Annotated in this window: 2 protein-coding genes and 1 pseudogene; all 3 read left to right on the top strand. The window is 70.3% G+C overall.

The genetic code is table 11. The features are described from left to right. A pseudogene (locus ABD323_RS41935) lies at positions 1-202 on the top strand (DUF2637 domain-containing protein); the annotation flags it as partial. 12 nt (positions 203-214) lie between these two features. Then, positions 215-412 (top strand): hypothetical protein, encoded by a 198-nt coding sequence (locus ABD323_RS41930; protein WP_184918467.1) that lies wholly within the window; start codon positions 215-217, stop codon positions 410-412. 23 nt (positions 413-435) lie between these two features. Further along, the coding region (locus tag ABD323_RS41925; protein WP_344447324.1) for a DUF6197 family protein at positions 436-902 on the top strand (467 nt) is incomplete at its 3' end.

Here is a 902-nt window from a genome sequence, read left to right as displayed (position 1 = left end):
CCGACCTCCGGCGCCCCCTGCTCCGCCCGCTATCAGCGCGACCCCGGCCCCGGTACTCCCGGCCTCCCTGCTCACGCATGCCCGCAAGGTCGCCGACGACCACCACGCCCGCACCGGCACCCCGATCGACCCGGCCACCCTGCGCGCTCGGCTCGGCATCAAGGACCCGCTCGCTTCGGCACTCATCGCCGAACTCGCCTGAGAGGCACCACAGATGGACGTCACTCTCCCGTTCACCGTCATCCTGCTGATCGTCGCCTGGCTGCTCTTCCGCCAACTGCGGCTCCGCTGGTGGGTCGTGATCGCCTTCGTCCTCCTCGGCTTCTACCTGGCCGACACCTCGGCCGCCCCGGTCATCGACAAGACCACCCGCGACGGCGTGAAGATCATCAACCAGACCGGCGCCAAGTGACCTCCCAGAAAGGGGAGTTAGCAATGCCGAGCACTCTGATCACTGCACCGCCCCTCGTCACCTGGGACAGCTCCGGGCTGGTCGCCGAGATCGAGGCGTACCTCGCTTCCCTCCCGACCGCAGCTCTGCCGCTGGTGCCGTACGTCTGCCCGTACGGCTCCACGGTGCAGCTCTGGAACGTTGGCCACCCGCTGCCCCGGGTGACGCTGCTCGACCGGATCGCCCGCCGTCCGGCCAGGCCGGTCTCGGTGAGCGTCGCCGATCACCTGCGGCTGACCTCTCGCTACCTGCACCACGCGGGCTGGCTGCAGGGCGCGCTGTGGGACGAGGCGGGCCGGGTCTGCCTCCTCGGTGCCCAAGCCGCCGTCCTGGCCCATGGCTATGGCACCCCGGCGACCGTCAGCCGTGCCCGGAACCAGGTGATGGAGACCCTGCACGCCACCGGCCGGTTCGTCAGCTCGCCGGACATGTTCAACGACGCGCCGACGAC

The sequence above is a fragment of the Kitasatospora nipponensis genome (assembly GCF_039528135.1).
GTDB lineage: Bacteria > Actinomycetota > Actinomycetes > Streptomycetales > Streptomycetaceae > Kitasatospora > Kitasatospora nipponensis.
This window is presented reverse-complemented; position numbering and strand designations above follow the sequence as displayed.

Coding starts and splice junctions, on each gene's coding strand:
- ABD323_RS41930 (WP_184918467.1), top strand. CDS start 215: ATGGACGTCACTCTCCCGTTCACCGTCATCCTGCTGATCGTCGCCTGG.